The sequence below is a fragment of the Pseudomonas sp. MF08817 genome, assembly GCF_059862705.1.
Map to the genome: position 1 here is coordinate 1 of NZ_JCBCUY010000010.1, position 25,097 is coordinate 25,097.

Annotated in this window: 25 protein-coding genes and 1 rRNA gene; 14 read left to right on the forward strand and 12 right to left on the reverse strand. The window is 63.0% G+C overall.

Going from position 1 to position 25,097, the window contains the following annotated elements:
* The 11 genes from rrf to AC19YR_RS08045 form a co-directional block, all read left to right on the forward strand.
* Nucleotides 1–81 (forward strand): 5S ribosomal RNA (gene rrf / locus AC19YR_RS07995); the annotation flags it as partial.
* A gap of 147 nt (nucleotides 82–228) precedes the next feature.
* Nucleotides 229–672: a CopD family copper resistance protein gene (locus tag AC19YR_RS08000; RefSeq protein ID WP_095111239.1), complete on the forward strand. Its 444-nt coding sequence runs from the start codon at nucleotides 229–231 to the stop codon at nucleotides 670–672.
* Between the two features lie 107 nt (nucleotides 673–779).
* Nucleotides 780–2,126: an oxygen-independent coproporphyrinogen III oxidase gene (locus tag AC19YR_RS08005; protein ID WP_256576664.1), complete on the forward strand. Its 1,347-nt coding sequence runs from the start codon at nucleotides 780–782 to the stop codon at nucleotides 2,124–2,126.
* 24 nt (nucleotides 2,127–2,150) lie between these two features.
* Nucleotides 2,151–3,539: an oxygen-independent coproporphyrinogen III oxidase gene (gene hemN, locus AC19YR_RS08010; protein WP_095111243.1), complete on the forward strand. Its 1,389-nt coding sequence runs from the start codon at nucleotides 2,151–2,153 to the stop codon at nucleotides 3,537–3,539.
* Nucleotides 3,540–3,726: 187 nt separating this feature from the next.
* A complete protein-coding gene (nosR, locus tag AC19YR_RS08015; RefSeq protein ID WP_371856256.1) occupies nucleotides 3,727–5,832 on the forward strand; it encodes a transcriptional regulator NosR in 2,106 nt (701 codons plus the stop codon).
* 52 nt (nucleotides 5,833–5,884) lie between these two features.
* Nucleotides 5,885–7,804: a TAT-dependent nitrous-oxide reductase gene (gene nosZ, locus AC19YR_RS08020; RefSeq protein WP_095111237.1), complete on the forward strand. Its 1,920-nt coding sequence runs from the start codon at nucleotides 5,885–5,887 to the stop codon at nucleotides 7,802–7,804.
* Between the two features lie 204 nt (nucleotides 7,805–8,008).
* Entirely contained in the window at nucleotides 8,009–9,250 is a 1,242-nt protein-coding gene (locus AC19YR_RS08025; protein WP_500597897.1) for a nitrous oxide reductase family maturation protein NosD, read from the forward strand.
* Nucleotides 9,250–10,173 (forward strand): ABC transporter ATP-binding protein, encoded by a 924-nt coding sequence (locus AC19YR_RS08030; RefSeq protein ID WP_500597899.1) that lies wholly within the window; start codon nucleotides 9,250–9,252, stop codon nucleotides 10,171–10,173. Before AC19YR_RS08025 ends, AC19YR_RS08030 begins: the two co-directional genes overlap by 1 nt.
* The gene (locus AC19YR_RS08035) at nucleotides 10,170–11,000 is read left to right on the forward strand and encodes an ABC transporter permease (RefSeq protein WP_095111234.1); all 831 of its coding nucleotides are present in this window, start codon (nucleotides 10,170–10,172) and stop codon (nucleotides 10,998–11,000) included. The genes AC19YR_RS08030 and AC19YR_RS08035 overlap by 4 nt, the downstream gene beginning before the upstream one ends.
* 31 nt (nucleotides 11,001–11,031) lie before the next feature.
* Nucleotides 11,032–11,559 carry a nitrous oxide reductase accessory protein NosL gene (locus AC19YR_RS08040; RefSeq protein ID WP_095111233.1) on the forward strand — a complete coding sequence of 176 codons (528 nt, stop codon included), beginning with the start codon at nucleotides 11,032–11,034 and terminating at the stop codon, nucleotides 11,557–11,559.
* A 207-nt stretch (nucleotides 11,560–11,766) separates the two neighbouring features.
* Nucleotides 11,767–12,510 carry an SDR family NAD(P)-dependent oxidoreductase gene (locus AC19YR_RS08045; RefSeq protein WP_095111242.1) on the forward strand — a complete coding sequence of 248 codons (744 nt, stop codon included), beginning with the start codon at nucleotides 11,767–11,769 and terminating at the stop codon, nucleotides 12,508–12,510.
* A 145-nt stretch (nucleotides 12,511–12,655) separates the two neighbouring features.
* Here AC19YR_RS08045 and AC19YR_RS08050 read toward each other — a convergent pair whose 3' ends face one another.
* The 11 genes from AC19YR_RS08050 to AC19YR_RS08100 all read right to left on the reverse strand — a co-directional run bounded on the left by AC19YR_RS08050 (nucleotide 12,656) and on the right by AC19YR_RS08100 (nucleotide 21,709).
* Nucleotides 12,656–14,137 carry a nitrite reductase gene (locus tag AC19YR_RS08050; RefSeq protein WP_176465182.1) on the reverse strand — a complete coding sequence of 494 codons (1,482 nt, stop codon included), beginning with the start codon at nucleotides 14,135–14,137 and terminating at the stop codon, nucleotides 12,656–12,658.
* Nucleotides 14,134–14,973 carry a uroporphyrinogen-III C-methyltransferase gene (gene cobA / locus AC19YR_RS08055; protein WP_500597902.1) on the reverse strand — a complete coding sequence of 280 codons (840 nt, stop codon included), beginning with the start codon at nucleotides 14,971–14,973 and terminating at the stop codon, nucleotides 14,134–14,136. Before cobA ends, AC19YR_RS08050 begins: the two co-directional genes overlap by 4 nt.
* Before the next feature lie 72 nt (nucleotides 14,974–15,045).
* Nucleotides 15,046–16,224: a heme d1 biosynthesis radical SAM protein NirJ gene (nirJ, locus tag AC19YR_RS08060; RefSeq protein ID WP_500597904.1), complete on the reverse strand. Its 1,179-nt coding sequence runs from the start codon at nucleotides 16,222–16,224 to the stop codon at nucleotides 15,046–15,048.
* 9 nt (nucleotides 16,225–16,233) lie between these two features.
* Nucleotides 16,234–16,752 (reverse strand): siroheme decarboxylase subunit beta, encoded by a 519-nt coding sequence (gene ahbB / locus AC19YR_RS08065; RefSeq protein ID WP_095111230.1) that lies wholly within the window; start codon nucleotides 16,750–16,752, stop codon nucleotides 16,234–16,236.
* Nucleotides 16,727–17,170, reverse strand: coding sequence for an Lrp/AsnC family transcriptional regulator (locus AC19YR_RS08070; protein ID WP_095111229.1), 444 nt, complete (start codon nucleotides 17,168–17,170; stop codon nucleotides 16,727–16,729). Before AC19YR_RS08070 ends, ahbB (AC19YR_RS08065) begins: the two co-directional genes overlap by 26 nt.
* Entirely contained in the window at nucleotides 17,163–17,678 is a 516-nt protein-coding gene (gene ahbB / locus AC19YR_RS08075) for a siroheme decarboxylase subunit beta (RefSeq protein WP_095111228.1), read from the reverse strand. Before ahbB (AC19YR_RS08075) ends, AC19YR_RS08070 begins: the two co-directional genes overlap by 8 nt.
* Nucleotides 17,675–18,133, reverse strand: a complete 459-nt coding sequence (locus AC19YR_RS08080) for an Lrp/AsnC family transcriptional regulator (protein WP_095111227.1) — start codon at nucleotides 18,131–18,133, stop codon at nucleotides 17,675–17,677. Before AC19YR_RS08080 ends, ahbB (AC19YR_RS08075) begins: the two co-directional genes overlap by 4 nt.
* A gap of 1 nt (nucleotide 18,134) precedes the next feature.
* Nucleotides 18,135–19,313, reverse strand: a complete 1,179-nt coding sequence (locus tag AC19YR_RS08085) for a cytochrome D1 domain-containing protein (RefSeq protein WP_095111226.1) — start codon at nucleotides 19,311–19,313, stop codon at nucleotides 18,135–18,137.
* The gene (locus AC19YR_RS08090; protein ID WP_500597908.1) at nucleotides 19,310–19,645 is read right to left on the reverse strand and encodes a c-type cytochrome; all 336 of its coding nucleotides are present in this window, start codon (nucleotides 19,643–19,645) and stop codon (nucleotides 19,310–19,312) included. The genes AC19YR_RS08085 and AC19YR_RS08090 overlap by 4 nt, the downstream gene beginning before the upstream one ends.
* A 16-nt stretch (nucleotides 19,646–19,661) precedes the next feature.
* Nucleotides 19,662–19,976, reverse strand: coding sequence for a c-type cytochrome (locus AC19YR_RS08095; protein ID WP_095111225.1), 315 nt, complete (start codon nucleotides 19,974–19,976; stop codon nucleotides 19,662–19,664).
* 44 nt (nucleotides 19,977–20,020) lie between these two features.
* A complete protein-coding gene (locus tag AC19YR_RS08100; protein ID WP_095111224.1) occupies nucleotides 20,021–21,709 on the reverse strand; it encodes a nitrite reductase in 1,689 nt (562 codons plus the stop codon).
* A 202-nt stretch (nucleotides 21,710–21,911) separates the two neighbouring features.
* Here AC19YR_RS08100 and AC19YR_RS08105 point away from each other — a divergent pair, with 202 nt between their 5' ends.
* From AC19YR_RS08105 to AC19YR_RS08115, 3 genes are read left to right on the forward strand one after another with little or no spacing between them, the layout of a single operon-like run.
* Nucleotides 21,912–22,715 carry a CbbQ/NirQ/NorQ/GpvN family protein gene (locus tag AC19YR_RS08105; RefSeq protein WP_500597910.1) on the forward strand — a complete coding sequence of 268 codons (804 nt, stop codon included), beginning with the start codon at nucleotides 21,912–21,914 and terminating at the stop codon, nucleotides 22,713–22,715.
* The gene (locus AC19YR_RS08110) at nucleotides 22,699–23,265 is read left to right on the forward strand and encodes a cytochrome c oxidase subunit 3 (RefSeq protein WP_095111222.1); all 567 of its coding nucleotides are present in this window, start codon (nucleotides 22,699–22,701) and stop codon (nucleotides 23,263–23,265) included. The genes AC19YR_RS08105 and AC19YR_RS08110 overlap by 17 nt, the downstream gene beginning before the upstream one ends.
* A gap of 10 nt (nucleotides 23,266–23,275) precedes the next feature.
* Nucleotides 23,276–23,503, forward strand: a complete 228-nt coding sequence (locus AC19YR_RS08115) for a cytochrome C oxidase subunit IV family protein (protein ID WP_095111221.1) — start codon at nucleotides 23,276–23,278, stop codon at nucleotides 23,501–23,503.
* 301 nt (nucleotides 23,504–23,804) lie between these two features.
* Here the strand turns inward: AC19YR_RS08115 and AC19YR_RS08120 are convergent, their stop codons facing one another.
* Nucleotides 23,805–24,962 carry a T6SS immunity protein Tli4 family protein gene (locus AC19YR_RS08120; RefSeq protein ID WP_500597912.1) on the reverse strand — a complete coding sequence of 386 codons (1,158 nt, stop codon included), beginning with the start codon at nucleotides 24,960–24,962 and terminating at the stop codon, nucleotides 23,805–23,807.
* Nucleotides 24,963–25,097 lie beyond the last annotated feature (135 nt).

The following is a 25,097-nucleotide window of genomic DNA, read 5'->3' on the forward strand; positions in this document are numbered from 1 at the left end:
CATCCCGAACTCAGCAGTGAAACGATGCATCGCCGATGGTAGTGTGGGGTTTCCCCATGTGAGAGTAGGTCATCGTCAAGATTAAATTCCGAAACCCCATTTGCGAAAGCAGATGGGGTTTTGTTTTGCGCGATGGAAAAGGGCCAGGCCAGCCGTGAACAGTTTGATCCCCATCAAGGCAGGCGCCAATGCCGACACCGACAATGGTTCATCCAAGGTGAGGCCGCCATGATCTATCCGCTGCTATTGACGTTGCATTTGTTCGCCGCGCTGATCTTTATTGGCACAGTATTTTTTGAAGTGTTGTTCCTGGAGAGCATCCGAAAGCAGATTCCTTCAAGAGTCATGGACCTGGTGGAGCAGGGCATTGGGCGCCGTGCACGGTCACTGATGCCTTGGGTGCTGATAATCCTGTTTGGCGCCGGCCTGGGCATGGTTTGGTTACGCTATCTGCCCGCATTGGGCTCCCCCTTCAGTTCCTCCTTCGGCACGTTGCTGGCCCTCAAGATCCTGATTGCCAGCAGCGTTTTACTGCATTTCTTAGCGGCAATGTTCCTGTTTCGTACGAAACGGATGAAAGCCACCTATGTGCATTTCATCCATCGCAGCTTGTTTGTGCATATGGTCGCCATCGTCCTCTTGGCCAAAGGTATGTTCTATCTGAGCTGGTAGTTGCGGGCAGATTCTGTGCCAGGTCTGGCCTCAGCTTGATGCAAATCAAGGAGCCTCCCAGGTGAAAGGCCGACACTGACCTCCCGTAGCCAGTCTCGGAGACCGCGATGTTCGACGTTTATCACAATCCCAACCCGCGGCCCCTCCACTGCAATAAAGAGAGGGCCGCCCTCGGCTACGCCAGTGACAGCCAAAAATTCCACGGTGGTATCGGCTCCCTGGACTTGCTGCGTGCGTTACGCAGTAGTCGACAGAAGCAGCGGCCCCTATCCCTGACAGTGCAATTGCCTTCCACGCTCAAGGCATTGGCGAACGCTCCCCAAACCCCGGGCTGCGAGCGGGGCCATGTGGAGCAGTACCTGTTGCGCCTGGAGCGCGAAATCGACCTGATCGGTTGCCATTTAAGCAGCGAGCAACGTATCGAGCAGTTTCACCTTAGCGGTGGCACCCCTTGTGCTGCTCACCTGCAACGGTTGATGAAGCGCCTGCGCAGCCGCTTTAATTTTTTGGGCCACGAAGGTGGCGACTACAGCGTCGAAGTCGATCTGCACCACACGGATTGGGCAACCATGCGCCTGCTGCGCGACCAGGGTTTTAACCATGTCAGCATCGGCGTGCCCGACATGGGCGCAGACGCCGAGCTGTCAGTGGCCTGCTACCAGAACCCGGCGCCTATTCATTCACTGATCGACGCGGCGCGCACCTTTGGCTTTCGCACTATCAACGTTGATCTGGGCTACGGTCATGCCTGGCAAACGCCGCAAAGTTTGTCTCGCAAGTTAGCCACTCTCATCGAGCTGGAGCCTGACCGCGTGCTGGCATTCGATTACGCCCAGCCCGGGCCACGGCACCGCGCGCTGTGCGCCAGCCCCTTCACCGGGTTGTCCAGCGACGAGGATAAGCGCGCCATGCGCCAGGATTGTTTCGAGCAACTGTGCGCCGCTGGTTATTACTACATTGGTCTCGGCCAGTTTGTGCGCCCGGACGACGACCTGGCCATTGCCCAGGAGCAAGGCCGCCTGCACCGCAACTACCAGGGCTTTACCAGCCACGGTTACTGTGACCTGGTAGGGCTCGGCCTGGGTGCCATCAGCCAGATCGATGATCTGTATGCGCAAAACACCGAAGACCTACAGCACTACCAGCTGCAACTGGACCGCGAGCAGTTGCCCACGATCCGCGGTTGGCGCTGCGAGGCCCAGGATCAGGTGCGCCACGACGTCATGGAGCGCCTGGTGTGCGACCTGGAACTGGACATCGAGGCTATCGAGCGTCGCCATGGTCTGATATTTCGCGAATACTTTTCATCCGTCTGGCCACTGCTGGAGCAGTTGAGCCGTGACGGCCTGATCGAGCTGTCGAGCCGCATGATAAGCATCCTTCCTGCCGCGAGGCTGGAGGTGGACGCCATCTGCAATCTGTTTGAAAGGGATTTGGACGCTGCACGGCATTAACGCCCCCCCACGAGTTGATCGATGATGAACCCCGCTCTTGAATTCAATCGCGCCCTGGTCGAAAAGTACGATCGCCCGGGGCCGCGCTACACCTCATACCCGACCGCGCCGCAGTTCCACCAGGCGTTTGCCGTGGACGACTACCAACGCGCCGCCCACGACAGCAACCAGGCCGCCGTGCCCAAGCCGCTGTCGGTCTACATCCACATCCCGTTCTGCAAAAGTCTTTGCTACTACTGCGCCTGCAACAAAATCATCACCCAGAAAACCCATCGCGCCACTGAGTACCTGAATTACCTCAAGCGCGAAATCAATATGCAGGCGGCATTGTTCGACAGCACCCGCAAGCTCACCCAATTGCACCTGGGCGGCGGCACGCCCACCTACCTGACCCACGAGCAGTTGGCGGACCTGATGCAGCACCTGCATCAGGCTTTCGACATGGATGACAGCGACAACCACGAGTTCTCCATCGAGGTCGACCCGCGCACCATCAGCGCCGAGCAGATCCGTGCATTGCGTGGCTTGGGTTTCAATCGCCTGAGCTTCGGCGTGCAGGATTTCGACCCGCAGGTACAAGCGGCGGTCAACCGGGTGCAGAGCGAAGAGCAGGTCTACGAACTGGTGGCCGCCGCCCGGCAAGCGCATTTCAAATCCGTCAGTGTCGATTTGATCTACGGTTTGCCACTGCAAACCGTTGCCAGTTTCGACGTGACCCTGAGCAAGATCATCGCCCTGCGCCCGGACCGCATCGCTGCCTACAGCTATGCGCACTTACCGGAACTGGTGCGTGCCCAGCGCCTGATCCGCCCAGAAGACATGCCGCCGCCGGAGCGCAAGCTGGAGTTGCTGGAACTGACCATCCGACGCCTGACCGAGGCCGGTTACGTGTACATCGGCATGGACCACTTCGCCTTGCCCGAAGACGAACTGGCCCGTGCCCGCGCCAACGGCACCCTGCAACGCAACTTCCAGGGCTACTCGACCCACGCCGACTGCGACCTGATTGGCCTGGGCGTGTCGTCCATCGGCAAGGTCGGCGACAGCTACAGCCAGAGCGTCAAGGAACTGTCCCAGTACTACGCTCGCCTGGATCAAGGCTTGCTGCCGGTGCACCGCGGTTATCGCCTGAGTGCCGATGACTTGCTGCGCCGCGAGGTTATCAACGACCTGATGTGCCACGGGCGCATCGAGTTCGCCAAGTTCGAGGCGCGCCACGGCATCCGTTTCGGCGAGTATTTCGCTGAAGCATTAGCCCAGCTCCAGACTCTGGTGCAAGACGGCTTGGTGCAACTCCACGACGATGCGCTGGTGTTGCTCCCCCAGGGCCACCTGATGATGCGCAGCGCAGCGATGGCATTCGACGCTTACCTGGGTGGCGAACAAAAGGGCCGGTTTTCCCGCACCGTCTAGGCCGGGCAGGGTGGGTTCACGATAACTTTTCAAAGTTGATTTCAATCAAGGGCAGGGGGCCATGGGCTCCCTAACATGGGCGGCAGATCCCGCCGTTGAAGTCTGAGATTTCATGAAGATCCGCCCGCTGTTGTGCCGTAACTCCCTGCATTTTCTGACCCTGGGTCTTGTCCTTGTGTTGGCCCTGATGGCCGCTCCCTTCGAGGCGGTGTACGCCAAGTCCTATGGCGGCATCGAACAGCAGCGCATCGAAAAAACCTTCCCCAACGTCGACAAAGTTTCCGAGCCCCAGGGCCCGTACAAGGTGCAGACCTTGTCTGCGGGTGAGCAGGTGCTGGGTTACGTGTTCCAGAGCCTGGACGTGGTGGACATTCCGGCCTACTCCGGCAAGCCGATCAACACCCAAGTGATTCTCGACCCGGCCGGGGTGATAAAGGACGCCTTTGTCCTGGAGCACCACGAGCCGATTCTGCTGGTGGGCATAGCGGAAGAAAAACTTCACGAATTCAGCGCCAAGTACCTGGGCATTCAGGTCAACCAGCGGGTAGTGGTGGGCCATTCCAGCGACCCGAATGCCGTGACGGTCGATGCCATTGCCGGTGCTACCGTCACCGCCATGGTGGTCAACGAAGTCATCATGCGCGCCGCCCATACGGTGGCCGTGTCCCTGGGCCTGGTCAAAGACAACGCCGGTGTGGCCGCCACGCCGGCCAAGGTCCGCGAGGATGTCTACCACAGCGCGGATTGGGCGACGCTGCTGGGTGACGGCTCCATCCGCCGCCTGAACCTGACCCGCGGCCAGGTCGATAGTGCATTCAAGAACACCGCTGCCGCCGAGGTTGAAGTGGCCACGCCAGAGCAGGCCGACGACAGCTTTATCGACCTCTACGTCACCCACCTCAACCCGCCCACCATCGGCCGCAACCTGCTGGGCGAGAGCCAGTACCGCACGCTGATGAGCGAACTCAAGCCCGGCGAGCAAGCCATCGCCGTGCTTGGCAGCGGTAGCTACTCGTTCAAGGGGTCGGGCTATGTGCGCGGTGGGATTTTCGACCGGGTGCAACTGCGCCAGTTCGGCGACAGCATCAGCTTCCGTGACATGGACTTCCAGCGCCTCGACGACGTGTATGCCCAGGGCATGCCAGCCTTCGACGAGATGGCGATCTTCATCGTGCGCGCCTCCCACCGTTTTGACCCGGGCGCGGCCTGGAGCCTGGAGCTGCTGGTGCGGCGCCAGACCGGGCCGGTCAGCGGCGTGTTCAGCAGCTTCGAGTTGGCCTACCAGTTACCCGAAGCCTACCTGGACCGCCCGGCGCCCAGCGCCGAACAACTGGCGGCCATCGAGGAAGCCAATCGCCCACTGTGGCTGAACATCTGGTACCAGAAGAGCGTGCAGGTGGGTGTGCTCGCCGCCGCGCTGTTGCTGCTCACGGCCATCCTGTTCCTGCAAGACACCCTGGCCCAGCGCCCGCGCCTGCTGCATTGGGTGCGCCGCGGCTACCTGAGCTTCACCGTGCTGTTCATCGGCGGCTATGCCCTGGGGCAACTGTCGGTGGTCAACGTGCTGACCTTCGTCCATGCCCTGTTCGAGAACTTCCGTTGGGAGCTGTTCCTCACCGACCCGGTGATCTTCATGCTCTGGGTGTTCACTGCCGGCAGCATTCTGCTGTGGGGCCGTGGTGTGTTCTGCGGCTGGCTATGCCCGTTCGGCGCCTTGCAGGAGCTGATTAACGAGCTGGCGCGCAAGCTCAAGGTGCCGCAATACGAATTGCCTTTCGCGGTGCACGAACGCTTGTGGGCCCTCAAATACATTATTTTGCTGGTGCTGTTCGGCCTGTCCCTGGAGTCCATGGCCACCGCTGAGCGCTTCGCCGAGGTGGAGCCGTTCAAAACCGCCATCACCCTGCGCTTCGACCGCCAATGGTGGTTCGTGCTCTACGCCGCCGGCCTGTTGGTGGTCAACCTGTTCACCCGCAAAGTCTATTGCCGCTACATCTGCCCCCTGGGCGCGGCGCTGGCGATCCCCAGCAAGTTCCGCCTGTTCGACTGGCTCAAACGTCGCCAGGAGTGCGGCAACCCCTGCCAGTTGTGCGCCAAGGAATGCGAGATCCAGGCGATCCACCCCGACGGCCATATCAACGCCAACGAATGTCACTACTGCCTCGACTGCCAGATGACCTGGCACAACGAGAACAAATGCCCGCCGCTCATCAATAAGCGCAAGAAGCGCAACAAAGCGGCACCTGCCCCGGCGCAACTGATCCCGGTGGTGCAGGTGGCCCCCGGCGAATGACCCTGCGCGCAACGGCTTTCCAGATGGTTTTTCCCTTCAAGGAGCACACAGCATGAGCGATAAAGACAACAACCAAGGCCCGCAGGACGAAGCGCCGAAGGGCCTGAGCCGGCGCGGCTTCCTCGGCACCAGCGCGGTGGCCAGCGCGGCCCTGGCCGGCGCCACGGCGCTGGGCGGTACGGTGTTTACCCGCGAGTCCTGGGCGGCTGCGGCCAAGGAAGCACGGTCCAAGATCCACGTCGCACCCGGTGAGCTGGACGAGTACTACGGCTTCTGGAGCGGTGGTCACCAGGGCGAAGTGCGGGTGCTGGGCGTGCCCTCGATGCGTGAGCTGATGCGTATCCCGGTGTTCAACGTCGATTCCGCCACCGGCTGGGGCCTGACCAACGAAAGCAAGCGCGTGCTCGGGGACAGCGGCAAATACCTGAACGGCGACTGCCACCACCCCCACATCTCCATGACCGACGGCAAGTACGACGGTAAATACCTGTTCATCAACGACAAGGCCAACTCCCGCGTCGCGCGCATCCGCCTCGACATCATGAAGTGCGACAAGATGCTCACCGTGCCGAACGTGCAGGCGATCCACGGTCTGCGCCTGCAAAAAGTGCCCTATACCAAGTACGTGTTCGCCAACGGCGAGTTCGTCATCCCGCACCCTAACGATGGTCACAGCTTCGACCTGCAGGACAAAAACAGCTTCACCATGTTCAACGCCATCGACGCCGAAAAAATGGAAATGGCCTTCCAGGTCATCGTCGACGGTAACCTCGACAACGCCGACATGGACTACAGCGGCCGCTATGCCGCTGCCACCTGCTACAACTCGGAGAAGGCCTACGACCTGGGCGGCATGATGCGCAACGAGCGCGACTGGGTAGTGGTGTTCAACATCCCGGCCATCGAAGCAGCGATCAAGGCTGGCAAGTTCATCCACGTTGACGGCGACAAAACCCCGGTAGTGGACGGGCGCAAAGTCGATGGCAAGGACTCGCCGTTCACCCGCTACATTCCTGTGCCCAAGAACCCACACGGCCTCAATACCTCGTCCGATGGCAAGTACTTCATCGCCAACGGCAAGCTCTCGCCGACGGTTTCGATGATCGCCATCGACCGCCTCGACGACCTGTTCGCCGGCAAGTTCAAAGACCCGCGCGAGGTTATCGTCGCCGAGCCGGAATTGGGCCTGGGGCCGCTGCACACCACCTTCGACGGTCGCGGTAACGCCTACACCACGCTGTTCATCGACAGCCAAGTGGTGAAGTGGAACATGGACGAGGCCGTGCGCGCCTACAAAGGCGAGAAGGTCAACTACATCAAGCAGAAACTCGATGTGCACTACCAACCTGGCCACAACCACGCCTCCCTGACCGAAACCAGCGAAGCCGACGGCAAGTGGCTGGTGGTGCTGTGCAAGTTCTCCAAGGACCGCTTCCTGCCCACCGGCCCGCTGCACCCGGAAAACGACCAGTTGATCGACATCTCTGGCGAGGAAATGAAACTGGTCCACGACGGCCCAGCCTTCGCCGAACCCCACGACTGCATCCTGGCGCGCCGCGACCAGATCAAGACGCAGAAAATCTGGAAGCGCGACGACCCGTTCTTTGCCGCCACCGTGGCCATCGCCAAGAAAGACGGGATCAACCTGGAGACCGACAACAAGGTCATTCGCGACGGCAAGAAAGTGCGGGTCTACATGACCTCCATGGCGCCGTCCTATGGCCTGAACGAATTCACCGTCAAGCAGGGCGATGAAGTCACCGTGACCATCACCAACATCGACCAGATCGAAGACGTGTCCCACGGCTTCGTCATGACCAACCACGGCGTGAGCATGGAGATCAGCCCGCAGCAAACCTCCTCCATCACCTTCATCGCCGATAAACCCGGCCTGCACTGGTACTACTGCAGCTGGTTCTGCCATGCGCTGCACATGGAAATGGTCGGCCGCATGAAGGTCGAACGGGCGTAACGCCTACTGAGGCCATAGGTGGCTGCAGTTAGCCCTTTGTGGGAGCGGGCTTGCCCGCGATTGCGATTTATCAGTCGACATCACTGTTGAATGTTCAGCCGCTATCGCGGGCAAGCCCGCTCCCTCACCTGCCGCCACCTCGCAGGGCCCATCGGAACAAGGAACGGTGTTGTGCGCGTAAACCGGATACACCTCATAGCCCTTGTGCTCACGGCTTTTTCCACCGCCGCCGTTGGCGCGGTGCAACCTATCGACAACCTGCCGCTCCAGGCGGCGGGTGAAGGCCAGTGGCGTCTGCCTGCCGGCCAGTACCAAGGCAATTTCAGCATTGACCGCCCCATGCAACTGGACTGCGAACCCGGTGCGGTGTTCCAGGCCCAAGGCGTGGGCAACAGCATGATTATCAGCGCCGCCGACGTGACCTTGCGCGGCTGCACCTTCACCGATTGGGGCCATGACCTCACGGCCATGAACGCCGCCGTCTTCATCCAACCCCAGGCCCGGGGCGCGGTGGTACAGGGCAACCATATGCGCGGCCAGGGCTTCGGCATCTGGGTTGACGGCGCCCAGGACGCCAGCCTGCTCGACAACCGCATCCAGGGCGACCCGAACCTGCGTTCCCAGGACCGTGGCAACGGCATCCACCTCTACGCGGTCCACGGCGCGCGGGTCATTGGCAACGAAGTGCGCGAGGCGCGCGACGGCATCTACATCGACACCTCCAACGGCAACCTGATCCAGGGCAACACCCTGGAGGACCTGCGCTACGGCGTGCACTACATGTTCGCCAACGACAACCAGGTGCTGGGCAACACCACGCGGCGCACCCGCACCGGGTTTGCCCTGATGCAAAGCCGCAAGTTGACGGTGATCGGCAACCGCTCCGAGCAGGACCAGAACTACGGCATCCTGATGAACTACATCACCTACTCGACCCTGCGCGACAACTTCGTCAGCGACGTGCGCGACGGCACCACCGGCGACACCATGATCCCCGGTGCCGAAGGCAAGGCCCTGTTCATCTACAACTCGCTGTTCAACGTGATCGAGGGCAACCACTTCGAGCGCAGCCCGGTGGGCATTCACCTCACTGCCGGCTCCGAAGACAACCGCATTCAGAACAACGCGTTCATCGACAACCAGCGCCAGGTCAAATACGTCGCCACGCGCTTGCAGGAATGGTCGGTGGAGGGGCATGGCAACTACTGGAGCGACTACCTGGGCTGGGACCGCGACGGCGATGGCCTGGGCGACATCGCCTACGAGCCCAACGACAGCGTCGACCGCTTGCTCTGGCTCTACCCGCAGGTGCGCCTGTTGATGAACAGCCCCGGCATCGAGCTGCTGCGCTGGGTGCAACGGGCCTTTCCGGTGATGAAATCCCCAGGCGTGCAAGACAGCTATCCGCTGATGAAATCCCCCATACAAGCCAAGGAGCCGAGCTGATGAACGTGGTCGAGATCGAAGGCGTCAGCCAGCGTTACGGGCACACCACCGTGTTGCACGACCTCACCCTGAGCCTGGGGGAGGGCGAAGTGCTTGGCCTGTTCGGTCATAACGGCGCGGGCAAGACCACCAGCATGAAACTGGTGCTGGGCCTGTTGCAGGCCAGCAGCGGCCAGGTGCGGGTGTTCGACCGCGCGCCCAGCGACCCCCATGTGCGCCAGTTGTTGGGCTACCTGCCGGAAAACGTCACCTTCTACCCGCAACTCAGTGGCCTGGAAACCCTGCGCCACTTCGCCCGCCTCAAAGGCGCGGGGTTGGCCCAGGTGGACAGCCTGCTGGACGACGTCGGCCTAGGCGCGGCCTCGCGGCGCCGGGTCAAAACCTACTCCAAGGGCATGCGCCAGCGCTTGGGCCTGGCCCAGGCCCTGCTCGGCGCGCCACGCCTGTTGCTGCTGGACGAACCCACCGTGGGCCTGGACCCCATCGCCACCCAAGACCTCTACCGCCTGCTCGAACGCCTGCGCAACCAGGGCACCAGCATCATCCTTTGCTCCCACGTGCTGCCGGGTGTCGAGGCCTATATCAACCGCGCGGCGATCCTCACCCAGGGGCGCCTGTTGGCCTTGGGCAGCCTGGCCAAGCTGCGTGAAGACGCCGGCCTGCCCACCCTGATCCGCGCCAGCGGCCTCAAGCACGCCTGGCCCTTGCAGCAGCGCTGGAACCTGGCCGGCCACGAGACCCAGGCCTGGGGCGCGGCGGGGCTGGAAGTGGCGGCCCATAACGGCAGCAAACTGGGGCTGTTGCGCCAGTTGCTGGAAGAAGACGACCCCCGGGACGTGGAGATCCATCCGCCGTCCCTGGAAGACCTGTATCGCTACTACATGACCCGCGCCGAGTTGGCGCCGGGCGAGGGGGCAGTATGACGCCGATCTGGAACATGGCCCGCAAAGAACTCAGCGATGGCTTGCGTAACCGCTGGCTGTTGGCGATCAGCCTGTTGTTCGCCGTGCTGGCCCTGGGCATTGCCTGGCTCGGCGCGGCGGCGTCCGGGCAACTGGGCTTCACCTCGATCCCGGCCACCGTGGCCAGCCTCGCCAGCCTGGCGACGTTCCTGATGCCGCTGATCGCCCTGTTGCTGGCCTATGACGCGATCGTTGGCGAAGACGAAAGCGGCACCTTGCTGCTGTTGCTCACCTACCCCCTGGGGCGCGGGCAGATCCTGCTGGGCAAATTCCTCGGCCATGGCCTGACCCTGGCCCTGGCCACGTTGATCGGCTTTGGCTGCGCCATGCTCGCCATCGCGCTGTTGGTCGAAGACGTGGAGTTGCCTCTGCTGCTGTGGGCCTTTGGCCGCTTTATGGTGTCCTCGACCCTGCTGGGCTGGGGTTTCCTGGGCCTGGCCTATGTGCTGAGCAGCGTCTCGGCGGAAAAATCCACCGCCGCCGGCCTGGCGCTGGGGGTGTGGTTCTTCTTCGTCCTGGTGTTCGACCTGGTGCTACTGGCCCTGCTGGTGCTCAGCGAAGGCCAGTTCAGCCCCAAACTGCTGCCCTGGCTGCTGCTGCTCAACCCGGCGGACGTGTATCGCTTGATAAACCTCTCCGGCTTCGAGGCCGGGGCCAACATGGCCGGGGTCCTGACCCTGGGCAAAGACCTGCCGCTGCCGGGCTCGATGCTTTGGCTGTGCCTGGGCCTGTGGGTGGTGGCGCCGCTGTGCCTGGCCTACCGGCTGTTCCGCCGCCGCGCGGTTTGACGAATTTTGAGGCTTGATGGAGTACCCAACGATGAACCGCTTTTACCAAAACACCGCCCGCGTCTGTGCCGTATTGCTGCTGGGGCTGCTGCTGGGGGCCTGCGACAAGGCCGAAACGGCCAGCTACAGCGATGCCCCCACGGCGTTCCACCCCAGCGATGAATGCCACGTGTGCGGCATGATTATCTCCGAGTTCCCCGGCCCCAAAGGCCAGGTCGTGGAGCGCAACGGCGTGAAGAAATTCTGCTCCACCGCCGAAATGCTCGGCTGGTGGCTGCAACCGGAAAACCACCACGACGATGCCAAGCTCTACGTCCACGACATGGGCCGCAGCCCCTGGGACGCGCCCAACGACGCTTACCTGATCGACGCAAAAACCGCGTTCTATGTGATCGGCACAAACCTCAAGGGTGCCATGGGCGTGGTCCTGGCCTCGTTCTCCGACCAGCAGGCCGCCGAAAAACTGGCCACCATCAATGGCGGGCGCGTGCTGCGCTTTGCCGACATCGACCAAGCCGTGCTGCAACAACAACCGGCAATGCATCACGACATGCACTGACATCCTCACCGTAGGAGCCTGGCTTGCCAGCGAGGGTGGCGTTGAGATCGCCATCGCCGGCAAGCCGTGCTCCTACAGGTCAGCGGCACCCGCCATCTCCCGCGCACACTCCCCCTCATCCAACAAATCTGATTACCGTCAAGTCGCTATTTCCTGCGCTGTTCAAAGATAGGCCCCGCGGTAATCCCTAGGCGTGAGGTGTAGATGATGAAGACCGAGTTTCAGGACCGTTTGGCGGTAATCACCGGGGCCAGTTCAGGGATCGGCCTGGCCCTGTGTGCGGCGTTGTTGCCGCGCGGGGTGCGGGTGTTGGCCATGTCGCGCACCCTCGGGGAACTGGCGGTGTTGCAGCAGATCTACGGCGAGCGCTTGCGCTGGTTCGCTGGGGATGTCACCCGAACCGACGATTTGCACGAACTGGCGCGCCAGGCTGCGCGCCTGGGAGCGGTGGATTACCTGGTGCCCAATGCCGGCAGTGCAGAACTGGCCGACAGCCTGGACATGGGCGCGTTCGAGCGCCAATGGGCGGTCAACGGTGCCGGGGCGCTCAATACCCTGGCGGCGCTGCGCGGCGAGTTGGCCAACCCGGCGTCGGTGGTGTTCGTTGGCAGTTTCCTCTGTGATTCCAGCTTCCCCGGCCTGGCCGCCAGCATCGCCAGCAAGGCCGCTTTGGTGGCCCAGGTGCGCACCCTGGCCACCGAACTCGGGCCGCTGGGCATTCGCATCAACCTGGTGTCACCGGGGCCCACCGCCACAGCGCTGTGGGACAACCTGGGCCTGGACGAAGAGCAGTTGGAGGCGCTCACCAGCCGCCTGACCCAACGCCTGGTGCCGGGGCGTTTTCTCGATGCGGCGGCAGTGGCCAATGTCATGGTTTTCCAACTCTCTCAAGGCGCCCGCGGGGTGTATGGCCAGGACTGGAAAGTCGACGGTGGCTACACCCTGGGGTAATACGCCGGTTAACCCACCTCTCGTCGCAAGCGGGCTCCCCCGCGCTGGAGGGCAAAGCCCTCCCATCCCTGATATCCGTGGAACCTGAGTGATGGGGCTGCTGCGCAGCCCGGCGCGGGCGAGCCCGCTTGCTACGAGGGGCGGGTCAGTGGGAGGTGCCTTCGGCGAATTCGATCTTGTTGCCCACGTTGTACTTGCCCGAGGGTTTGTTCATGGGCAGGCGCTTGATCTCCCTGAGGGTCTTGCTGTCGTAGACGATCAGCGCGCCGTCGGTGTCCCAGATGCTCAACAGCAGGTAGCGCCCGTCGCGGGTAAATTCCACGTGGGCGGCGGTTTTGCCGGGCATGGGCCGCAGGGTGTGGGCGATCTCCAGGGTCTGTTTGTCGATCAGGTGAATGGCGTCGTTGTCCGGGCCGAAGAACACGTCGGTCCAGGCATAGGGCGAATTGACGTGGCTGCGCATGAAGAACCCCGGCCCCAGGGTGGGGATTTCCTTGATGAGCTTCCAGGTCTTGAAGTCGATCACCGAGATCAGGCCCTTGCTGATGTTGGGCGTGGCGAACACCCAGTCACCGTTGCGCTTCCAGTAGGTGCCCGAGCCCAGGTGCGGCATGCCGGGCAGGGGGATGTCGGTGACGACGTTGCCACTGTCCAAGTCGATGACCTGGCCGCCCTGGGCCTTGCGTGAGGTGGCGAGCAACTGGCGGTAGTCCGGGGAGAACGAGAAGTCGTCGAGAAAATCCTGGGCGGCTATGCGCCGTGGCTCGAAGTTCGGCGTGCCGGCATAACTCAGTTCCCAAACTTCCTTCACATCCTTGAGGGCAACGATGAAGCTGTTTCGGGGCGGGGCGGTGTACACCGCGCTGACCCGCGATGTTTTGCCGTCCAGGCCCGTGGCGGGCAGGGTCTTGACCAGGCTCAGGTCGCGGGCATCGAGCAGCACCAGGCTGCCGGGCAGGTAGTTGCCCACCAGCACCCAGCGCCCGTCTTTGCTCACGGCCAGGTTGCGGGTGTTGAGGCCGGCGCGCACTTCGGCGATGAGTTTGAGGTTGTGCAGGTCGTAGAGGCTGATCCAGCCATCGCGGGAGGCGAAGTAGACGAAGCGCCCGTCCGGCGAGAATTTCGGCCCGCCGTGCACGGCAAAATGCGAGGCGAAGCGGTCGAGCACGGTGAAGCGGTCGCCGTCGAGGATGTTGATGTGGTGGTCGCCAGCCTCCACCACCACGAACAGGTTCAGCGGGTCGGCGTGGTGCTGTGGGGTGCTGGGCAGTGTGCTCAGGTCGGCCAGCAGCCTGTGGCTGGCGCGGATGTCGTGGTCGTTCCAAGTCGGCGGCGTGGCGGGGGGCTGTTGCAGGTAGTCGGCGAGGGCGTCGATCTGTGGTGTGCTGAGGGTGCCGGCGAACCCGGCCATCTGGCTGGCGGGGCGGCCGTTGGCGATGACCTTGCGCACCTCATCGGGCTTGATCCGCCCCAGGCTCTCGGGCAGCAGCGCCGGCCCGGCAGCGCCCAGGCGTGTGGCGCCGTGGCAGCTTTCGCAGTGCTGCTGGTACAGCGCGGCGGCAGGCTGCGGCGCCGCGCCATGGGCGGCGCTGGCCCACAGCAGCGGCAGCAATAGCAGGCCTTTCACGATGCCACCTCGGTCATTTTGGCCGCGACGCGATGGGGGTAGACGCGCGCCGGGTATTCCACATGCTGGTCGGCGAACAATGCGACCACCTTGCCGATCACGGTCAGTGTCGGCACCCCTTGCTCGCATTCGATGGCCATGCTGCTCAGGTGTTCCAAGGTGCCCCGGGCCACGTGCTGGTCGGGCCGTGCGCCATTGCAGATCAGCGCGGCCGGGGTGCCCGGGGGCATACCGGCTTCCATCAGGCGCTGGGCGATCACCGCCAGGTTGGACAGGCCCATGTAGAACACCAGGGTCTGGCTGTCGTCGGCCAGGCTGGCCCACGGCAGGCTCAACTCGCCGTCGCGTTGCAGGTGCCCGGTGATGAAGCGGCAGGAGTTGACCAAGTCGCGGTGGGTCAGGGGGATGCCGGCATAGGCGCTGCACCCGGCCGCGGCGGTAATGCCGGGTACGATCTGGCAGTCAACGCCGCGTTGCAGTAGGTACTCCAGCTCTTCGGCGCCACGGCCGAAAATGAATGGGTCGCCGCCCTTGAGGCGCACCACGCGCTGGCCCTGGTCGGCGAGGTCGGCGAGCAATTGGTTGATCTGCTCCTGGGGCATGCTGTGGCAGCCGCTGGCCTTGCCCACGTAATGGCGGGCGCAGGCCAGGGGGATCAGGCTCAGCAACTCGGGGCTGACCAGGCGATCGAAGACCACCGCATCCGCCTGCATCAACAGGCTCCAGGCCCGCAAGGTCAGCAGGCGTGGGTCGCCCGGGCCGGCCCCGACCAGGGCCACCTCACCGGGGCGCAGGAGCGATTGCAGTGCGGCAGGTATCACGAGGGATGAATTCATGGCGACTTCCTTGGTACTTCATCAGGTGGCGGCCCCGCGGCTGTGCCGCCGCGTGGGCCGGGTGCAGCCCATTCAGCTTTGGACGCAGATCAGGTTGCTCTGGGGGCGCACGCCGATCTCTTCGTCGCTCAGGTAGCAGCCGGGGTCTTGGCCCCACAGGTCGCCTTCGGCCCAGGCGCGGGTGCGGGTGTTGCCGTTGCAGATATCCAGCCAGCGGCACTGCGAGCAGCGCCCGCCGATGGCCCGTGGGTGCTGGCGCAGTTGCTGCAACAGCGGGTCGGGTTCGTCCAGCCACAGGGTGCGGAACGGCGTCTTGCGCACGTTGCCCACCGAGTGCTGCCACCAGTAGGTGTCGGGGTGGACTTCGCCAGTGTTGTCGATGTTGGCGATGCCGGAACCGGAGGCATTGCCGCCCCAGGCGTGGAGCATGTGCTCCAGTTGCGGGTAGTGCTCGGGCAGGTGGCGATGCACCCATTGCAGTAGCAGGATGGCGTCGGCGTCGTTATTGCCGCTGACAAAATCGCTTAGGCTGCCGGCCTGGATATCGGCCCAGGCGCGCTCGAAGATCAGCGTCATGGCATCGCGGCTCATCTGCTGGTGGGCGTCGAGTTGGCGGCTGCGCTTGCCGCGGCCGCTGTAGTTGAGGTGCGAGAGGTAGAACTTCTGTACGTCGTATTCGCGCATCAGGTCCAGCAGTTGCGGGAGCTGGGCGTGGTTTTCCTGGGTCAGGGTGGTGCGCAGGCCCACGCGGATGCCGCGTTGGCGGCACAGGGCGATGCCGTGCATGGAGCTGGCGTAGCTGCCCACCAGTTGGCGGAAGGCATCGTGGGTTTCTTCCAGGCCATCGATGCTGACCCCCACATAGTCGAAATTGGCGGCGGCGATCTGCTCGATATTGCTTTCGCTAATCAACGTGCCGTTGGTGGACAAGGCGACGAAAAACCCCCGCGCGCGGGCGTAGGCACTGAGCTCGAAGAGATCGTCGCGCAGCAGCGGCTCACCGCCAGAGAGGATCAACACCTTGACCCCGGCCTCGTGCAGGTCATCGATCACCGCCAGGGCCGCAGCGGTGTCCAGTTCATCGCGGAACACGCTGTCGGCCGAGGTGGCGTAGCAGTGCTTGCAGGTCAGGTTGCAGCGGCGCAGCAGGTTCCAGATCACCACCGGCGCCTGCGTACTGCCGGGTAGGCTGGTGCGCGGGGGCGGGCTCTGGCCGGCGAGGGCACGTAGGTAATGGCTGATCCTTAACATGGGATTCTCCTAGAGCACGGGGTGGCCGGCCGGGTGGGTGGGCAGGCGCAGGCCGGTTTTTTTCAGGATGCGGCTGCTGACCAGCATCTCGTCAGCCGCGCAGGCCTGGCCCAGCAGGAAGCGCAACTGCTCGCGGTAACTGTCGATTTCTTCGCTGCTACGGCCGTGGACCATGGCGAACAGGTTGTAGCGCCACGCTTCGCGGCGCGGGCGCCGGTAACAGTGGCTGACATAGGGTTGGGCGCCGACCAGGGCACCGAGGCGTGGCATGTGTTCGTCGTCGATGTCCCACACGGTCATGCCGTTGAAGCGGTAGCCCAGGCGATAGTGGTTGGGCACTGCCGCGATGCGCCGGATCGCGCCCTCGGCTTGTAGGCGCTGGAGCAGTTGCAGGGTGGCGTCGACGCTGATGCCCAACTGCTCGGCCAGCCAGGCCCAGGGGTCGTCCACCAGGGGCAGGCCAGCCTGGGTCAATTTGACCAGGCGCAGGGCCAAGGCATCGTCAGACCGGGAAATACAAACCGACATGGTAAGTCTCCTCTTTGGGCAGGTTGAGCACCGCCAGGCCGGTGGTGGCCTCGATCCGTTGCAAGGTGTCGTGCACGGCCTGCTCGTTGGCGCAGCCGAGCACGAACCACATGTTCCAGGCGTGCTCGCGGCGGTAGTTGTGGGCCACCTCGGGCAGGGTTTCGAGCAGTTCGGCCACGGCGTCGAAGCGCTCCTCGGGCACGGCCAGCGCGGCGAGGGTGAAGGCACCGCCCAAACGCTCGACGTCGAACATCGGGCCGAAGCGGGTGAGCAAGCCGTCTTCGAGCAACTCGTGGAGGCGGTCGAGCAATTGTGCGCTGGTGCTGCCCAGTTCCTCGGCCAGTACCTGCCAAGGGTGGCGTACCAGGGGCAGGCCCAGTTGTAGGCGGTTTATCAGGCGCCGATCCAGATCATCCATGGGCCCAGGCCTCGTTCTTGGGCGGGGCGAAACGCCCGCCGCACTGTTTGAAGGCCTGGGTGCTGAACAGCCATTGGTGGGGCAGGTCGGCCAGCAAATGGGCGTCGAGCAAGCCCTGGATATGGGCCTCCACCTGGTCACGCTGGCGCCCGTGGACCATGCAGAACAGGTTGTAGCGCCAGTGCGGCAAGCGCCGTGGGCGCTGGTAGCACAGGGTGATCCCCGGGGCTTTGCCCAGGCGTTGGCCGACTTCGTCGATCAGCGCATCGGGCACGTCCAGCACCAGCATGGCGTTGGCGGTAAAGCCCAGGGCGCGGTGGTTGAGCACCAGGCCGACACGGCGGAACAGGCCTTCTTCCTGCCACTGGCGCATCTGTTCCAGCACCTGACTCTCCTGGGCGTGCAGGTGCTGGGCGAGGGCCTGGTAAGGGCGGCTGACCCGCGGCAGGCCGGTTTCCAACTGGCGGCGCAGGGCCAGCGCTTGCTGCACGGTGAGCGGCTCGCTCATGCCGAGTCTCCCAGGGCGAAGCCCAGGTCGATGCGGTAGGAGGTGAGCATCGGCAGGTCCAGGGCGGTGAGGCCGGTGTCCTGTTCCAGTTCGACGAGGATCTGTTCCAGGTGTTGGCGATCAGGGCCGGTGACCACGAACCACAGGTTGTAGTGGTGCTCGCGGGCGTAGTTGTGGTTGACCTCCGGGTATTGGTTGACCCGCGCCGCCACCTGCTGCAAACGCTCCGGCGGCACGGCGAACGCGGCCAGGGTGCTGGCACCGGCGTGGCGGTGCTCGAACACCGGGCCGATGCGCGAGAGGGCGCCGGCCAGCTCCAGGCGTTGCAGGCAGGCCATCACCTCGGGTTCGCTGCAGCCCAGCACCTGGGCCATTTCCCGGTAGGGTTCCTCGCACAGCGGCATGCCGTGTTGGTAGCGGTCGATGAGGCGGCGGGTGAGTCGATCAAAGTCCATTTCAGTACCCCAGTTTGTGGGCGCGGTTGGTGAAGAAGATGCCGCTGGGTTTCTCGGCGGGCAGGCTGGTTTTCAGGGTCAGGCGATACGGGTCCCAGACCTGCACCTGGTCGCCATCGCGCACCGACAGCCAGAGCTGGTCGCCACGGCCGGTGAATTCCATGTGCAGCACGGCGGGGCCCGGCCGCAGGTCGGCGACGATGGCGTGGGTTTCACTGTCGATCACCTGCACTCGGTCGTTGTCCGGGTAGGCGAAGTTGACCCACAACTGGCGCCCGTCGGGCCGCGCGGTGACGAACACCGGTTGCCCGGCCACGGGGATGGCGGCGGTCTGGGTCCAGGTCCGGGCGTCCATCACCAACACCTGGTGGCGCCCGACGGCGGGCACGAACGCCTGGTTGTCGGCCACGGCCCAGCCTTCGAGGTGGGGCATCTTGTACACCGGCAATTTCGCCTGGCCGCGGCCGTAGTCGCCGAGCACGCGCTTGACCCCGCGTTCGGGGTGCCACAGGTCGAGTTGGGCCATGCCGTCTTCGCCGAACAGGCCGGCCATGTAGTAGCGCCCATCGGGGGTAATCAGGGCGTCGTAGGGTTGCTGGCCGATGCCGGTGTAGCGGGTGATAGTCGGTACGCGGCCGTGGCTGAAATCGGCGGTCCAGATCTCGCCGGTGTCGAACAGGCTGAACACAAAGCCTTGCCCCGGGATATCCACCAGGCCCACCACCCGCGAGCGCTGCTTGCCGTCGGCCAGGGGCGTGGCGGGGATGTCGGCCACCTGCTCCAGGGTCACGGCGTCGAACACCTTGACCCCGCCCGGCACATAGTTGGACACGGCAATGAGTGTGCCGTCCTGGCTGATGGCGCCGCCGATGGCGTTGCCGCCCTGGATTACCCGGCGCTCGATGCGCAGCGTGAGCAGGTCGATCTTGGTCAGCCCACCGTCGCGGCCGAACACATACGCATAGCGCTCATCGCGCGAGAACACCACCGAGGCATGGGACAGGTCGCCCAGCCCCTCCAGGCGCGCCAGGGGCGTGGCGCCGCTGCTCTGGATAATCTGCACGCTGCCGCTGGCGCGCTCGATGACCACACCCAGGTCACCGGTGCCGCGCAACGGGGCTTGGGCGCAGCCGCCGAGCAGCAGGGCGGCGGCGGCCGACAACAGGAAGGATCGGATCATGGGGCGTGGTTTCCTTGCACGAGAATGTCCACCAGCCAGGCGATATCGCTTTCGCTGAGCAGCGCCTCCCAGGCCGGCATGGCGGTGCCGGGCCGGCCCTGGGTGACGGTGGCGATCAGGCTGGCGCGGGGTTTGCCGGCCAGGGCCTGGGCGGTCAGGGCCGGGCCCAGGCCTCCGGTCAGGTGCAGGCCGTGGCAGGCACCGCAGTCCTGGGCCAGCAGGTGTTCGAGTTGGGCCCGGCGCGGTGCGTCGGGGGGCGTCAGCGCAGCTGCGCTGGCGCAAAAAAACAGTAGGAGCGGCGCCATGGCCAAACCGATGATCGATGGTTTCATGACGCCCTCCGGGTCGTTATTTAAGGCTCAGTACCCACTTGGCCAGGGTGTTGGCTTCTTCATCCGTGACCGGGTTGGCCGGCATTGGAATCGGGCCCCAGTTGCCCTGGGTGCCTTCCTTGATGTGCTTGGCCAGGGTGGCCTGGGCATCGGCCTTGCCGGCGTTCTTGGCCGCGACATCCTTGAGCGCCGGGCCCACCATTTTCATGTCCACGGTATGGCACGCGGCGCACGGCTTGCTCTTGAACAGCGCTGCGCCGTCATCGGCCAGGGCCGTTTGCACGCTGAGTGCAGCGGCCAGGGCGAACAAGGGGATGAGCATATTTTTCATAGGGTTTTCTCGTGTTGATGAAGCTCAATAAATGTCATGGCAGTTCAATAAATGTCGTACTGGGTGTTGTAGACGTTGAACTTGCCGGTCGGGGTGATGAGACGCTTGTCCTTGATAACTGACTTGAGTTTGAGGGTTTTGTCGTCGATCACTACCAGCGCCGATTCCTCGGTCTGGCCGTTCCAAACCGAGAACCACACCTCATCGCCGGCCTTGTTGTATTCCGGTTGCACAACGCGCAGGGCGCCGTCCTTGATGCCGGAGTACTCGGCGATGGGTAACGCGGTGTAGCCGGCGTCGAGCTTGTCGAGGTTGAACACCGCCACCGATTGGCTCAGCTTGGCGTCCGGGTTGAGGGTGGTGTCCACGTACAGGTGGCGTGAGTTGGGGTGGGTCTTGATGAACAGCGAACCGCCGCCCTGGCCCTTGAGGGACTCGACCTGCTTCCAGGCGTATTGCGGGTGCTTGATCGGGTCGGTGCCGATCACCGAAATCCCGCCGTCGCCCAGGTGGCTGGTGGCCCACACCGGCCCGTATTTGGGGTGGTTGAAGTTGGCGCCACGGCCGGGGTGGGGGATCTTGCCCACGTCCACCAGGGCGGTGAGCTTGCGCTCCTTGGAATCGATCACCGCGACCTTGTTGGAGTTGTTCGCCGCCGTCATGAAGTAGCGGTGGGTGCTGTCCCAGCCGCCGTCATGGAGGAACGGCGAGGCGTCGATGCTGGTGATGGTGAGGTTCTTGATGTCCTGGTAGTTGACCAGCAGCACCTTGCCGGTTTCCTTGACGTTGACGATGAACTCCGGCCATTCGTGGGAGGCGATGATCGCCGCCACCCGTGGCTCAGGGTGGTATTCCTGCTTGTCCACGGTCATGCCGCGGGTGGAGACGATCTGCTTGGGCTCCAGGGTTTCGCCGTCCATGATGGTGAACTGCGGCGGCCAGTAGGAGCCGGCAATCGCGTACTTGTCTTCAAAGCCCTTGAACTTGGAGGTTTCCACCGAGCGCGCCTCGATGCCCACCTTGATCTCCGCGACCTTGGTCGGCTCGGCGGGCCACAGGTCGATCATGTCGATCTTGGCGTCGCGGCCGATCACCAACAGGTAGCGCCCGGACGCGGAAATGCGCGAAATGTGCACCGCGTAACCGGTCTCGATGAGCTTGACGATTTTCTTGCTGTCACCATCGATCAGGGCAATCTTGCCGTCGTCGCGCAGGGTGACCGAGAACAGGTTTTCCAGGTTGAGTTTGCTGATCTGCTTCTTCGGCCGGTCTTCGGGTTTAACCAGCACCTTCCAGGTCTTCAGGGTTTCGGCCATGCCCCACTCGGGCGGCGTCGGGGCGGTGTGCTGGATGAAGTTGGCCATGACCGTGATCTGGTCTTTGGTCAGGGCATTGGAGGTGCCCCAGTTCGGCATCCCGCCCGGCGAGCCGTAGGTAATCAGCGCTTCGAGGTAGGCCTGGCCGCGGCCCTGGGTGATGTCCGGGGTCAACGGCTTGCCGGTGGCGCCTTTGCGCAGTACGCCGTGGCAACCGGCGCAGCGCTGGAAGTAGATCTCCTTGGCGGCGTCGAAGTCGGCTTGGGTCATGTCGGGGGCGCCGGCGGTTTTCACCATAGGCGCGGCGGGTTTACTGGCAGGTTCCTCGGCGCGGGCGGCGTGGGTCACCGCCAGGGCCAGCGCCGAGCAAAGCGTGGCGAAGGTCAAAGCGAAGGTTTTACGGTTGCGGATCAGCATTGGTTTTTACTCCTCAGGGCAGACCTTTGCGATGCGCTGAAAAGGCAGTGCAGAGCGCAGGTTCTTAGTGCACTGCAAGGCTATGTCGCGCAGCCCCGATGCTCGCTTGACGGCGATCAAGTTTGCGGCGCACGCGGCTTGCCAGGTTGTCGCAGGGCGCCGTAGCTTGGCGTGCAAATCCGCTGCGCCAACAGGTACTTACATGGACCTCTCAACCCCCGGCCACCCCAGCGCCGAACCCTTCTACCAGGTGCAAGGCAACGAGCAGACGCTGTTCGAGCAAGCCTGGCACCACCGCATGCCGGTGCTGATAAAAGGCCCCACCGGGTGTGGCAAAACCCGCTTCGTGCAGCACATGGCCCACCGCCTCAACCTGCCGCTGTACACCGTGGCTTGCCATGACGACCTCAGCGCCGCCGACCTGATCGGCCGCCACCTGATCGGCGCCCAAGGCACCTGGTGGCAGGACGGCCCGCTGACCCGAGCCGTGCGCGAGGGCGGCATCTGCTACCTCGACGAAGTGGTAGAGGCCCGCCAGGACACCGCCGTGGTGCTGCACCCCTTGGCAGACGACCGCCGCGAGCTGTACCTGGAACGTACCGGCGAGGTCTTGCAGGCACCGCCCGGGTTCATGCTGGTGGTGTCCTATAACCCCGGTTACCAGAACCTGCTCAAGGGTATGAAACCCAGCACCCGCCAGCGCTTCGCCGCGCTGCGCTTCGACTACCCGGCCGCCGCCGACGAGGCACGCATCGTCGCCCGCGAAGCGGCGGTGGACCTGGCCCTGGCCACCGAGGTGGTGACCCTCGGCCACGCCCTGCGCCGCCTCGACCAGCATGACTTGGATGAAGTGGCCTCCACGCGGCTGCTGATTTTTACCGCGCGCATGATCGGCGCCGGCATGCCACCCCGGGAGGCGTGCCTGGCGTGCCTGGCCGAACCCCTGAGCGACGACGTACAAACCGTCGCGGCGCTGATGGACGTGGTCGATGTCCACTTCGGCTGACGCCCGCACCCCCGGTACCCTGCCGGGGGACCTGGCGATGTGGTTTTTCATCCTCGCCGAACTGTCGGTGTTCGCCTTGCTGATCCTCACCTTCGCCGGCGCCCAGGCCCTGGACCGGCCCTTGTTCAGCGCCAGCCGCGCCTTGCTCGACCGCTCCACCGGCCTGGCCCTGACCTTGAGCCTGCTCACCGCCGGGCTGCTGGCGGCCATGGCCCAGCACTGGGTGCGCCAGGGCAGGGCACGTCGGGCGAGCGCGGCGTTGCTGCTGGCGCTGTTGCTGGCCAGCGTCTACGTCGGCTTGAAACTGGGCGAATACCAGCACTTGGCGGCGGCCGGCCTGGGGCTGGAGCACAACAGGTTCTTCACCCTGTACTGGATCCTCACCGGGTTCCACTTCCTCCACGTGCTACTGGGCATGGCCATCCTTGCCTGGCTGTCCCGGCGCTGCTGGCGCCACGCCTACGGCGGCATGGAGTCGGGCGTGCTGTATTGGCACATGGTCGACCTGGTGTGGGTCGTGCTGTTTCCGCTGGTCTACGTCATTGGTTGAAGGAGGCTCCATGGCCGTATTAATGGGCTGCTGGCTAGGGCTGGTACTGCTCAGCATCACCACCGTGGCACTGGGCCAACAGGCCGGATGGCCGGCGCTGATCCTGCTGCTGGCCGTGGCCAAGGCCTGGATGATTACCGACGGCTTCATGGAACTGCGCCACGGGCCACGGTTATGGCGGGGGCTATTACTGGGGTGGCCGGTGGTGTTGGTGGGGGTGGTGGGGTTGATGTTGTAAGCCCGCCGAATCGAACCCCCCAATCCCTAACGGCGCTTGATTGACGCGGCGATGGTGTCGGCCATTTTCTTTAGTTCATCTTTGCCAATAGTCGGTTTGCCGTCGGGTGCATCCTCGGAGTTTTGCATTACGTAGAGCAGCAAGTTGGGTGTGTCTTCCTTGGCGTCAGGGTCGCCTTTGACGTAGGCGATATAGCCGTAGTCCAGTGTCTGCGGTAAAGGCCATAGGCCAAGCCCACACCACCGACTAAAGCCATTTGCTGAATACGGCTGATATCAAGCCACACGTCGCCGGTTCTCACTTAACGGCGCTTGATTGACGCGGCGATGGTGTCGGCCATTGTGTGGAGTTCGTCCCTGCCAATAGACGGTTTGCCATTGGGGCCATACTCGGACTCTTGCAGTACGTAGAGCAGCAGGCTAGGTGTGTCTTCCTTGGCATTGGGGTCGCCTTGAACATAGGCGACGTAGCCGTAGTCCACTGGGAGCGGCGGGCATTTAGCTAGAATCTGTTCTTCGGCGTAATAACTATTCTTAGTGCAGACATCATCTGGATCGTATGCAGCGGGATCGTATATAGCGGGATTAGGTCGTGTTATTTCGACGAAGCTTGATCGACCTTTATAGCCGGCAATACGGACTAAAGGAAAACGAGGAAAGCCTGTGGCTTGTAGTTTTTCTGTACGCCAATTAAAACCCCACTCCCAGATGTAACGAATTTCCTCGATTGCGGTGGGGTTCTCCTTTCGGACAAAACCTCCCCGAGAAGCACTTTTATCCATTAATAGCACGGTCACGTCAGGATGATCTTTCAAGCGCATGGCGCTGGAAATCACTCGATCTTGAGGGGTGTCGCTTTTAATAAAGCCATAGGGTATGCACACGCCTTTTTCATTGGGGATTTCGTAAAGGGCGCGGGGGCGAAAGTTTTTAGCAAAATTGTCATAGTCCTTCGTTACCGAAACCTCATCTCGCCTATCAAGGGTTTCATAGGTGTAGCGGCGGCCAGAATAATAACTTGAAGCCTTAATTTTCATTCTGTCCGAGTTTCCGTGCTTGGCTAAAAATGAGGTTTCATCTGGAAAGCTATATGAAAACGTTCCGGCTTTGGGGTTATCCTTATTGTCTGCCCGGTATTTTTCCAGTCTATCAACTTCAGCCTGACGAGCCGTAAAATAAAGTTCTTTATCACCAAGGGGGTGGACGCCTATTTCTCCTCCATAACTTGTTTGTGCAAAAAATACTTTTTGGCCAGGGTTTGGAAAAAACCTGTACCTATCTTGATAGTCATAAAGTACTTTTCGAAGTACAGCAATTTCGACATTCCCTGGCAGGCGGATTTCAAAATTGCCTACACATTCAGTTTTCCATTGCTCTGGCACGATAATTTTTTGTGCATGGACTACCGAGGTGCATGCAGCCAGTAGGGAGAATAATGAAAATCTAATAAACAGATTCATCCGCGGTACTCCTGTTTTTTGATAGGTACTGAAGTCCATTTCTTTTCTTGCGTTGATAGGCTGGCAAATTTTTGCTTAAGGTCAGCAACTCCTTACGGCCATAGGCCCAATCCAATCCGCCGACCAAGGCCATTT

Bases quoted from the DNA above. Each gene is read 5' to 3' on its own strand.
- AC19YR_RS08005 (WP_256576664.1), top strand. From the start codon at position 780: ATGTTCGACGTTTATCACAATCCCAACCCGCGGCCCCTCCACTGCAAT.
- AC19YR_RS08100 (WP_095111224.1), bottom strand. From the start codon at position 21,709: ATGCTGATCCGCAACCGTAAAACCTTCGCTTTGACCTTCGCCACGCTT.
- AC19YR_RS08070 (WP_095111229.1), bottom strand. From the start codon at position 17,170: ATGGATGATCTGGATCGGCGCCTGATAAACCGCCTACAACTGGGCCTG.
- AC19YR_RS08090 (WP_500597908.1), bottom strand. From the start codon at position 19,645: ATGAAACCATCGATCATCGGTTTGGCCATGGCGCCGCTCCTACTGTTT.
- AC19YR_RS08040 (WP_095111233.1), top strand. From the start codon at position 11,032: ATGAACCGCTTTTACCAAAACACCGCCCGCGTCTGTGCCGTATTGCTG.
- hemN (WP_095111243.1), top strand. From the start codon at position 2,151: ATGAACCCCGCTCTTGAATTCAATCGCGCCCTGGTCGAAAAGTACGAT.
- nirJ (WP_500597904.1), bottom strand. From the start codon at position 16,224: ATGTTAAGGATCAGCCATTACCTACGTGCCCTCGCCGGCCAGAGCCCG.
- nosR (WP_371856256.1), top strand. From the start codon at position 3,727: ATGGCCGCTCCCTTCGAGGCGGTGTACGCCAAGTCCTATGGCGGCATC.
- AC19YR_RS08000 (WP_095111239.1), top strand. From the start codon at position 229: ATGATCTATCCGCTGCTATTGACGTTGCATTTGTTCGCCGCGCTGATC.
- AC19YR_RS08105 (WP_500597910.1), top strand. From the start codon at position 21,912: ATGGACCTCTCAACCCCCGGCCACCCCAGCGCCGAACCCTTCTACCAG.
- AC19YR_RS08030 (WP_500597899.1), top strand. From the start codon at position 9,250: ATGAACGTGGTCGAGATCGAAGGCGTCAGCCAGCGTTACGGGCACACC.
- AC19YR_RS08120 (WP_500597912.1), bottom strand. From the start codon at position 24,962: ATGAATCTGTTTATTAGATTTTCATTATTCTCCCTACTGGCTGCATGC.
- AC19YR_RS08095 (WP_095111225.1), bottom strand. From the start codon at position 19,976: ATGAAAAATATGCTCATCCCCTTGTTCGCCCTGGCCGCTGCACTCAGC.
- ahbB (WP_095111230.1), bottom strand. From the start codon at position 16,752: ATGTCGGTTTGTATTTCCCGGTCTGACGATGCCTTGGCCCTGCGCCTG.
- AC19YR_RS08080 (WP_095111227.1), bottom strand. From the start codon at position 18,133: ATGGACTTTGATCGACTCACCCGCCGCCTCATCGACCGCTACCAACAC.
- AC19YR_RS08085 (WP_095111226.1), bottom strand. From the start codon at position 19,313: ATGATCCGATCCTTCCTGTTGTCGGCCGCCGCCGCCCTGCTGCTCGGC.
- AC19YR_RS08115 (WP_095111221.1), top strand. From the start codon at position 23,276: ATGGCCGTATTAATGGGCTGCTGGCTAGGGCTGGTACTGCTCAGCATC.
- AC19YR_RS08035 (WP_095111234.1), top strand. From the start codon at position 10,170: ATGACGCCGATCTGGAACATGGCCCGCAAAGAACTCAGCGATGGCTTG.
- AC19YR_RS08045 (WP_095111242.1), top strand. From the start codon at position 11,767: ATGAAGACCGAGTTTCAGGACCGTTTGGCGGTAATCACCGGGGCCAGT.
- AC19YR_RS08110 (WP_095111222.1), top strand. From the start codon at position 22,699: ATGTCCACTTCGGCTGACGCCCGCACCCCCGGTACCCTGCCGGGGGAC.
- cobA (WP_500597902.1), bottom strand. From the start codon at position 14,973: ATGAATTCATCCCTCGTGATACCTGCCGCACTGCAATCGCTCCTGCGC.
- nosZ (WP_095111237.1), top strand. From the start codon at position 5,885: ATGAGCGATAAAGACAACAACCAAGGCCCGCAGGACGAAGCGCCGAAG.
- ahbB (WP_095111228.1), bottom strand. From the start codon at position 17,678: ATGAGCGAGCCGCTCACCGTGCAGCAAGCGCTGGCCCTGCGCCGCCAG.